The 8,437-nt window shown below is 38.1% G+C and carries 9 protein-coding genes and 1 pseudogene; 6 read left to right on the top strand and 4 right to left on the bottom strand.

Annotation, left to right across the window (positions count from 1 at the left end):
- The coding region (locus CK510_RS21525) for an HNH endonuclease (RefSeq protein ID WP_245912271.1) at positions 1-321 on the bottom strand (321 nt) is incomplete at its 3' end.
- The gene (locus CK510_RS21530; protein WP_095723646.1) at positions 318-551 is read right to left on the bottom strand and encodes a hypothetical protein; all 234 of its coding nucleotides are present in this window, start codon (positions 549-551) and stop codon (positions 318-320) included. The genes CK510_RS21530 and CK510_RS21525, both read right to left, overlap by 4 nt.
- Positions 552-764: 213 nt before the next feature.
- Here CK510_RS21530 and CK510_RS21535 point away from each other — a divergent pair, with 213 nt between their 5' ends.
- The 3 genes from CK510_RS21535 to CK510_RS21545 all read left to right on the top strand — a co-directional run bounded on the left by CK510_RS21535 (position 765) and on the right by CK510_RS21545 (position 1,945).
- Entirely contained in the window at positions 765-1,073 is a 309-nt protein-coding gene (locus CK510_RS21535) for a colicin D domain-containing protein (RefSeq protein WP_095723647.1), read from the top strand.
- A gap of 189 nt (positions 1,074-1,262) precedes the next feature.
- Positions 1,263-1,541 (top strand): colicin immunity domain-containing protein, encoded by a 279-nt coding sequence (locus CK510_RS21540; protein ID WP_211293250.1) that lies wholly within the window; start codon positions 1,263-1,265, stop codon positions 1,539-1,541.
- Positions 1,542-1,621: 80 nt separating this feature from the next.
- Positions 1,622-1,945 (top strand): hypothetical protein, encoded by a 324-nt coding sequence (locus CK510_RS21545; RefSeq protein WP_143289376.1) that lies wholly within the window; start codon positions 1,622-1,624, stop codon positions 1,943-1,945.
- 191 nt (positions 1,946-2,136) lie between these two features.
- Here CK510_RS21545 and CK510_RS34430 read toward each other — a convergent pair.
- Positions 2,137-2,679: pseudogene (locus CK510_RS34430) on the bottom strand (REP-associated tyrosine transposase).
- Between the two features lie 488 nt (positions 2,680-3,167).
- On the opposite strand from CK510_RS34430, the gene CK510_RS21555 reads away from it, so the two are divergent.
- Together CK510_RS21555 and CK510_RS21560 are read left to right on the top strand one after the other, a co-directional pair.
- The gene (locus CK510_RS21555) at positions 3,168-5,411 is read left to right on the top strand and encodes a transglycosylase SLT domain-containing protein (protein ID WP_095723649.1); all 2,244 of its coding nucleotides are present in this window, start codon (positions 3,168-3,170) and stop codon (positions 5,409-5,411) included.
- Positions 5,412-5,626: 215 nt separating this feature from the next.
- Positions 5,627-6,820 (top strand): Coenzyme F420 hydrogenase/dehydrogenase, beta subunit C-terminal domain, encoded by a 1,194-nt coding sequence (locus CK510_RS21560; protein ID WP_095723650.1) that lies wholly within the window; start codon positions 5,627-5,629, stop codon positions 6,818-6,820.
- Positions 6,821-6,876: 56 nt separating this feature from the next.
- Here the strand turns inward: CK510_RS21560 and CK510_RS21565 are convergent, their stop codons facing one another.
- A complete protein-coding gene (locus CK510_RS21565; protein WP_095723651.1) occupies positions 6,877-7,254 on the bottom strand; it encodes a GxxExxY protein in 378 nt (125 codons plus the stop codon).
- Between the two features lie 172 nt (positions 7,255-7,426).
- Between CK510_RS21565 and CK510_RS21570 the strand changes: the two genes are divergently transcribed.
- Positions 7,427-8,437, top strand: a 1,011-nt coding sequence (locus CK510_RS21570; RefSeq protein ID WP_143289377.1) for a TAXI family TRAP transporter solute-binding subunit, incomplete at its 3' end; no start/stop codon positions are given.

Consider the following 8,437-nt stretch of genomic DNA (forward strand, 5'->3'; position numbering starts at 1 on the left):
ATGCATAATGATTATTATTGATACCTGTAATATCAGTTCTTGATTTTTGAGGGATAATTTATTTCTTGGAGTTCCCTTAAATAGGGGTACTATTACTTTTGTTGTTTCATCAAATCCAGCAACAAAATTGTAGCGACGTTCGTTACAACGACGACAAGCTAACGCTAAATTCTCAATATTATCATCACCACCTATTGATTTTGGTATCAAATGGTCTACTGTAAATCTTGTTGTGGCGATACGTTCGGGGGAATGGCAATATTCACAAAGGTAATTTGCCCGTCTTCGCACAATTTCTTTAGTTGAGTCATCAATCGTCATTTTTGAGCTATTAACATTGCATTAATATGGGTGAAAATTCTATCTAACTCTCCAATCTCTTCAAGTTCAATAATTTGTTCTGGTGTCAGTAAATCTGCTTTTTTGCGTTCTAAAAGTTCTTCCATCCGTGCTTGCAGTTCGTCGTTAAACTTGAACAGATTAAAATGCTCCAGCTTTTCTACTCGGATGCTGGAAAGTAAGGATGAAGGTCTAGCAATTACAGTCGTCATAGCAAAGTGCGACGCTATTTATAATGTGTGCTTCTATTGTACTGTCTCAACATAAAATTTTGTTTGGTCAATAAATGCTTTGAAAGTTCACTGTTCAAGTAGCTCAAACGCTCCAAATCCAAAGTCTCAGAAAAAGTTGCACATCGGGTGAACTTTCTGCTACTGTTAGTTATAAATAATATTTTTTGCTGATTAAATTATATAAAAACAACTATGACAATTAAATATTCCAATAAGCAGCTTTTGAAGAAATTTAAGCACGCTGCCGACTTTGGTTTGACTGGGGATTTTAATCCTCAGAGAATACCTGAGTGGAAAAACGCTCTAGAAGCTCATAGAATTAGTAGTGAGACTCTAGAGATTATGGGTACTTTTCGTGGTCGTCAGGTCATACACTATTTTGATCCAAAGACCAAATTGAATGCCATATATAGTGAAGATAAGGATTTCATAACTGCATGGAAGCTTTCTACTCAGCAAATTCAACAACTTGAAACAACAGGTAACCTTGGTGGTGGATAATATCCAAATATTGAGGTATTGATTCTAAAGTGAGGGAACTAACCCTCACTTTCCAATAGGATTCCAGAATCATTCATGAGAGAATACTAGACATCACTGAATGAAGCTTTAGTATTTTTCCTTATGTTATACGTAGTCGATTGAGCATTATCTTTATTAACAAATTGACCGCAACTTAATATTAAAGCTATGAGTATAAAAAAATATATAATATTGCTAGAAGATTTTCTCTCAAAAAAAATTGATACTAATAAATTTGAACAAATATTTCTTCAAATTTTTAAAGATGAAGAAATATTTTATTCAGAAATAGAATTTCAAGTTTTGGATAAATTATTCGGTGATGTAGATGCTTATTGTAATGACCCCAATCTAATTGAAGACCCTGAATTTGAGATTACTGAAGAAGAGTTAAGATTATCTGCAAAAAAAACACTCGATCAGTTAGTGGAATTAGAAAATATATAAATAATCTCGAATTTTCACGGATGCTATATTTTGCTGACTTAGTTCAAACTATAAAAATATCGAAATGTAGTAAATTTTTTATGAGTATTATAAAGCTAAAATTACATGAAGGTTCTGGTAAAAGGCTAAATTCTGTATGGAAAGGTAGATGCCCATTATGTGAGAAAGAACGTCTTTTTAGTTCACGTTATTTCGATACTAATGTAGGATTTGCAGTTTTTTCAGGTGTAGTTAATAGTGTTTTTTCTAAAGGAAAATCATTTATTGAATTGTTAAATTCAACAGATGCTACTGATGTTATTGGGTGTGAGCAATGCCATCATCCTATGGTTATCTGTCCTTTCTGTAATATAGCCTTTAGTACGATCGCAATCTTCTGTAGGTTGGGTGGAGGCTTTGCGTAACCCAACACATGATATCAAGAAAACAGAAATTATTTAAACAACCAAATACTTAATTCAACGATAAAAATTAACGCTTCAAATATTGCATAAAATGTTGGGTTACGGCGCAAATATATATTTATCAATTCGCTTCACATATCTCTCTTGCGCCTGCACCCAACCTAAAATAAAATAATTAGATATTTTTTATATTATTCACATCCAACATCATTGGTAAATTCTATCTCTTCTCCCGCACCCCAATTAATATCATAAATACCCCTTTCCACATACAACATAAAACTTGAATATTGCCAATCTTTAGGCGCTTTCACATACCCATGCCTAACAGGATTGTAATGTATATAATCAACATGTTGCTGAAAATCATGTTCGTCTTTAATTTGATGTTCCCAAAATCTGCGCTGCCAAACTGCTTGTTCGCCCTTTTTCTGGCGCTATGCTGATATTTTTCCTTTATATTTTGCATCACAATGAGAGCTAAAATAACTTTTAATCAATCGCCAACGATTGGAAAAGTCACTATCTTCCGGTGGTAATGTCCAAAGACAATGAAGGTGGTCTGGTAATATCACATTTGCATCAATAATAAACGGATATTCTCGAATAATTTCTTTAAATCCTTGCCGCAATAATAAAATATTTTCCGGTTCGCAAAGAAAAGCTCGTCGATTGTGGGTGACAATCGTAAAGAAAAATGTACCTCCCTCGATTTTGGCTCTGCGATATTCCATGAGATACTTGAATACTGCACATAAATTATACGAAGTCAATCTAAAATCATTGGTAAAAAGCGGTCTTTTTTGTGTTTTTTACGGAACTTAGAGAATATTAAGCAGTAATTTTTACTTACAAATTAGTACAATACCACTTCAACAATTTTGCATGTTGGATTTTATCAAACGAATCACAATTTGCATGTTGGGTTATGCGATCGCTTTTTATCTCTATATTATTTGGTATATAACTTCATTTTATACATCTTAATTTTTAACGTTGCAAATTAACTCTGGCAATAAAATAAAAAGTAAATTTATTCGCGATCGCACCCCACCCACACCCTCACTTGTAAACTATATAGAGCCTCATAGAGCCTCACCCAGATGTAAATTGAGAAAGTCTTAAAGAAAAAACACAAAATATCTGTCATAAAACTTGGTCATCTTTACCTCCAGTGATGCTAAAGTTGCAAAGATATTGATGTCAACTTTCAGCGGGTATCATGCTGAAGAAGCTACAAAAAAAACAAATTTCTCTAATTGCAGGTGCTGGTTTATGTGCCTTTCTGGCTGGAGCAATGTTTTCAGCCCCGGAGATTAGTAAAAACTTTGGTAATCTGTTTAAATCCAACAGAGACAAAACCGAGTTATTGACCGAAGAAACAAAAGCTAAATCTGCTGTGTTGCCTTTGGTTGTCCAATCTACCGACGAAAGAGCCGCAAAACTCGAAGCAGTTGCCAAAGGTTCGCAATCAGCCGATCGCAACCGTGCTAGGTATCTTCTCGCTAGCGATTTTATCGACAATAAGAATGGCAAAGCAGCCCTGAAATACTTAGACGGTCTCGAAAATGATTATTCCCTACTCGCACCCTATGTCTTGCTCAAAAAAGCCCAAGCAGAGGAACTTTTAGGAAATGATAGCAAAGCCTCAGATTTACGACAAAAAGTAGTCAAGGATTATCCCACCCATCCAGCCACTGCCAAAGCCTTATATTTGATTGGTACTAACGAATATCAGGATAAAGCGATCGCGCAATTTCCTTCCCATCCCCTCACCTGGGAAACAATTCGCAAGCGTCTCGAACAAAATCCCAACCAGCCGCAATTACAGCTAGCTCTGGCAAAATTTTCGTTCGATCAACCTGGTATTGTTCCAGTACTAGACAAGCTCGCTAGCCAACCAACGCTGACACCTGAAAATTGGGAAATTTTGGGCACAGCATATTGGGAAAATAGCGAATTTGGTAAAGCTGCAACTGCCTACAGCAAAGCAACCCGAACTCCCCGCAATCTCTATCGTGCTGGACGCGGTTTGCAAGTTGGGGGACAGAGGGAAGATGCTTTAAATGCTTATAAAGCCCTAGTTACGGAATTCCCGGAAGCGAGGGAAACGGGAATGGGATTGTTGCGGATGGCAGAAGTAAGCCAAACTAAGTCAGAAGCAATACCTTATATTGATGAGGTTATCAGTAAATTTCCAGAAAAAGCTGGAGTTGCACTTGTTAAAAAAATCGAAATTCTCAAGGCTCAAAATGATGGTAAGGGTGTAGAAGCAGCGCAAAAGTTATTAATCGATAAGTTTGGTAACACCGAAGAAGCTGCGGAATATCGTTGGAAGGTTGCCCAAGAAAAAGCTAAAGCAAAGGATTACAAAGCAGCTTGGGAATGGGCAGAACCGATTGCCCAGAACAACCCTGATAGCATTTTGGCACCTCGTGCGGGTTTCTGGGTCGGGAAATGGGCAACCAAACTCGGCAAACAAACAGAAGCAAAACAAGCTTATGAGTACACGGTGAGCAATTACCCATACTCCTATTATGCTTGGCGCTCGGCAAGTGTTTTGGGGTTAAATGTCGGTAACTTCAACAATGTCCGCAAAATGACCCCCGAAGTTATCGAATTGGTACGTCCAGTTCCCACAGCAGGTTCGGAAGCTTTTAAAGAATTGTACCTGTTAGGGCAAGATCGGGATGCTTGGTTGCAATGGCAAACTGAGTTTCAGAATAAAATGCAACCAACATTACCAGAGCAATTTACTGAAGGATTGTTGCAGTTAGCAAGGGGTGAAAATCTCAAGGGTATTGATACCATTTCCAAATTAGAGGATCGTGACACACCTGAAGACGCAGAGCAATATAAAGCTTTGCACAAACAGTTGATTTATTGGCAAGCACGTTATCCCTTCCCCTATATCAAGGAAATTGAAAAATGGTCGAAGGAATATAAAGTCAATCCTCTGTTAGTCACAGCAGTAATGCGTCAAGAATCGCGGTTTGAGAAAAAAGCTAAATCCACAGCAGGGGCAACTGGTTTAATGCAAGTTATGCCAGCAACAGCACAATTCATTGCTCCCCAGATTAAGCAGGATATCAAAAATCTCAACCTGGAAAACCCCAAAGACAACATTATGCTGGGAACTTGGTATTTAGGACATACCCACGACTCCTATAAAGAGAACTCACTACTTGCGATCGCATCTTACAATGCCGGACCAGGTAATGTATCTAAGTGGTTAACTAGTTTACCAAAAGATGACCCCGACGACTTCGTGGAAAATATACCCTTCGACGAAACCAAGAACTATGTGAGGCAAGTTTTCGGTAACTATTGGAATTATTTGCGCTTATACAATCCTGAAATTTCCCAGATTGTCGCCAAATATTCAGCCGAACATCCCACATTACCGCACCAAGGGGAGACAAAACCAACTCCTACAGCAAACCCAAAACCCAAACCAAAGCAGTAATGTCAAAAGGAAAGGAGAAAGTTTTATTAATTATTAATTATTAATTCTTTCTCCTTTTTGATGAAATTTTAGAAACAAATTTTCGGTTGGGTTAGGTGAAATCTTGTTCAACTTCCAAACATAACTGTTCCTCTAGGTTATCTTTTCAAACTAAACTTTGTACAAAGCGCCGCCTTAAGCTATCCTATTTTCTTAGTTAAGAAAATATCATTAACATGACCTCAGTTTATCCTCACAACAAAGCAAAAGCCCTCAAACCCGGTAGTCGTCGTCCTGCCAAGGAATTATGTAGCGAATGTGGATTGTGCGATACATACTATGTCCACTATGTCAAGGAAGCTTGCGCCTTTATTAACCAGCAATTTCAGGAATTAGAAACAAAAGTTCACGGACGCGATCGCAACCTCGAAAATCCCGACGAACTGTATTTTGGTGTGCATCAGCAGATGATAGCAGCACGCAAACAGGAACCCATCGAAGGGGCACAATGGACAGGTATAGTCAGTTCCATCGCCATAGAAATGCTCAATCGTGGCATGGTTGAAGGAGTTGTCTGCGTCCAAAACACCAAAGAAGACAGATTTCAACCAAAACCAATCATAGCCAGAACCCCCGAAGAAATACTCGCAGCAAAAGTAAACAAACCAACCTTATCCCCCAACCTTTCAGTATTAGAAGAAATTGAAAAATCAGGGATGAAACGACTTTTGGTAATTGGAGTTGGTTGTCAAATTCAAGCACTACGGGCAGTCGAAAAACAACTAGGACTAGAAAAGCTGTACGTATTGGGTACACCCTGTGTCGATAACGTTACCCGTGCAGGATTACAAAAATTCCTCGACACAACCAGCAAATCACCCGATACCGTCGTGTACTACGAATTTATGCAGGACTTCCGGGTACATTTCAAACATGAAGATGGCTCAACAGAATTAGTCCCCTTCTTCGGTTTAAACACAAAAGAACTCAAAGATGTCTTCGCACCATCCTGCATGAGTTGCTTCGACTACGTAAATGCCACAGCCGATTTAGTAGTTGGGTATATGGGCGCACCATTTGGTTGGCAGTGGATTGTCGTGCGAAATGATACAGGTCAAGAAATGCTGGACTTAGTACAAAACCAAATTGATACCCAACCAGTCACTTCCCAGGGTAATCGCAAAGAAGCAGTACAACAGAGCATTCCCGCTTACGACAAAGCTGTAACCCTACCAATGTGGGCAGCAAAACTCATGGGTGTGGTGATTGAAAAAATTGGTCCCAAGGGTTTAGAGTATGCGCGTTTTTCCATAGATTCCCACTTTACCCGTAACTATTTATACGTGAAGCGGAATTATCCAGAGAAATTGGCAGCACATGTACCAGAGTTTGCCAAAAAAATCGTTGGGCAGTATAAATTACCGGAATAGTATCACGCAAAGTTGCCAAAAATCCCTTCGCGTCTTTGCGACTTTGCGCGACACTTTCATAAACCATTCACCAACCGCGTAATACCGTCTTTTATTAATACTTGTCCAAAGTTTATTAGCAAACCCAACTTCTTATCAGTCAAGCGAAGATAAGTTAGCAATTGCTTTTTATGTACAGGATGAGTAGCTTCTACAGATTTTAACTCAATAATGACTTTATCCTCTACAATCAAATCTGCTCGGAAAGCTGCTTCTAAGTACATATCTTCGTAAGCTATATCGATATGTTGTTGACGAACTACATACAATCCCCGCTTTTTGATTTCATACTCCATAGTAGCCTCGTATACTGACTCTAGTAATCCTGGTCCAAGTGTTGTATGTATTTTGTAGGCTGCATTGACAATTTCTTTTGCTATTTCGTTTTCAGTCATAAGATTAGCTCGCGCAAAGTCGCAGAGTCGCAAAGGGGTTCTGCGTGATACCATTTTATATTCACGTATCTAATGCCACCACAGTAATATCCGCAACACAACCTTCTCTTAACCTAGATTTGTTATAACTAAGCTAGTTATCTGGGAATTTTTAAATACTACGGGTGAATATATGGCAATATTTAAAAAGCCTTCTTTTGCCGCTTTCCCGAAATTTTTTCTGAGTCTCGATCCGATATCTAAACTAGTTTTTATTAGTCTTGGTATTGCTAGTTTTAGTTTGTTGAGTTTCGCTAGTTGGAGAGTTTTGCTACGTTTGACAGCACCGCAAATCACGATCGCAGCTGGAGATAAGCGGGGTGAAAGTTATATTATTAGCGATGCGATCGCAAAGACTATTGAAAAACACTCCAATATTAAAATAACTGTTTTAGCAACTGGTGGAAGTAAGGAAAATTTAGGACTTTTACAGCAAGGGAAGGTACAGTTAGCAACTGCACAAGCCGATATTGTTAGTGAAGATATGGATGTTCCTAGTGGTGGAAATAATTCTTTAAAAGCTTCACCTCGTACGGTTATTGTTTTATATAAAGATTTATTTCAGTTGGTGGTACGTAATCCGAATATCAAACAATTTATCCAACTTAAAGGTAAAACAATTGCTATACCTACAAAGGGTGGACAATATCAATCGTTTAAAAAAGTTGCCGAATATTACGGTTTAATTAAAGAGGATAATCAAAATTCAGAAGTTGAAATTGCTGGATTAAAAGGTAGTTTTTATGATGACCAACAAGCTGAGGAAGATTTTAAATTTAAGAGGGTAGATGCTCTGTTTCGGGTTCGTGCGGTTGGGAATAAGGGTATTGCTAATCTTATCCAAAATTATGATGGGATATTAGTTGGAATTGAGCAAGGTGATGCGATGAAAATCAAGCATCCGGCTTTTGAAACTGCAATTATTCCTAAAGGTGCATATAAGGGTAATCCACCAGTTCCGAATGCAAATTTACCGACGGTTGCTGTACCTCGATTGTTTGTCGCAAATCAGGATGTTGATGCCAAAGTTATTAGAGAAATAACGCAAATTATTTTTGAACATAAGCAAGAAATTGCCCCAATATGCAAAGGAGGAATACCCGAACTATTAGTATCATCCGGCTTACTAATAGTTGTCACTAAA

Source organism: Brunnivagina elsteri CCALA 953, assembly GCF_002289455.1.
Lineage (GTDB): Bacteria > Cyanobacteriota > Cyanobacteriia > Cyanobacteriales > Nostocaceae > Brunnivagina > Brunnivagina elsteri.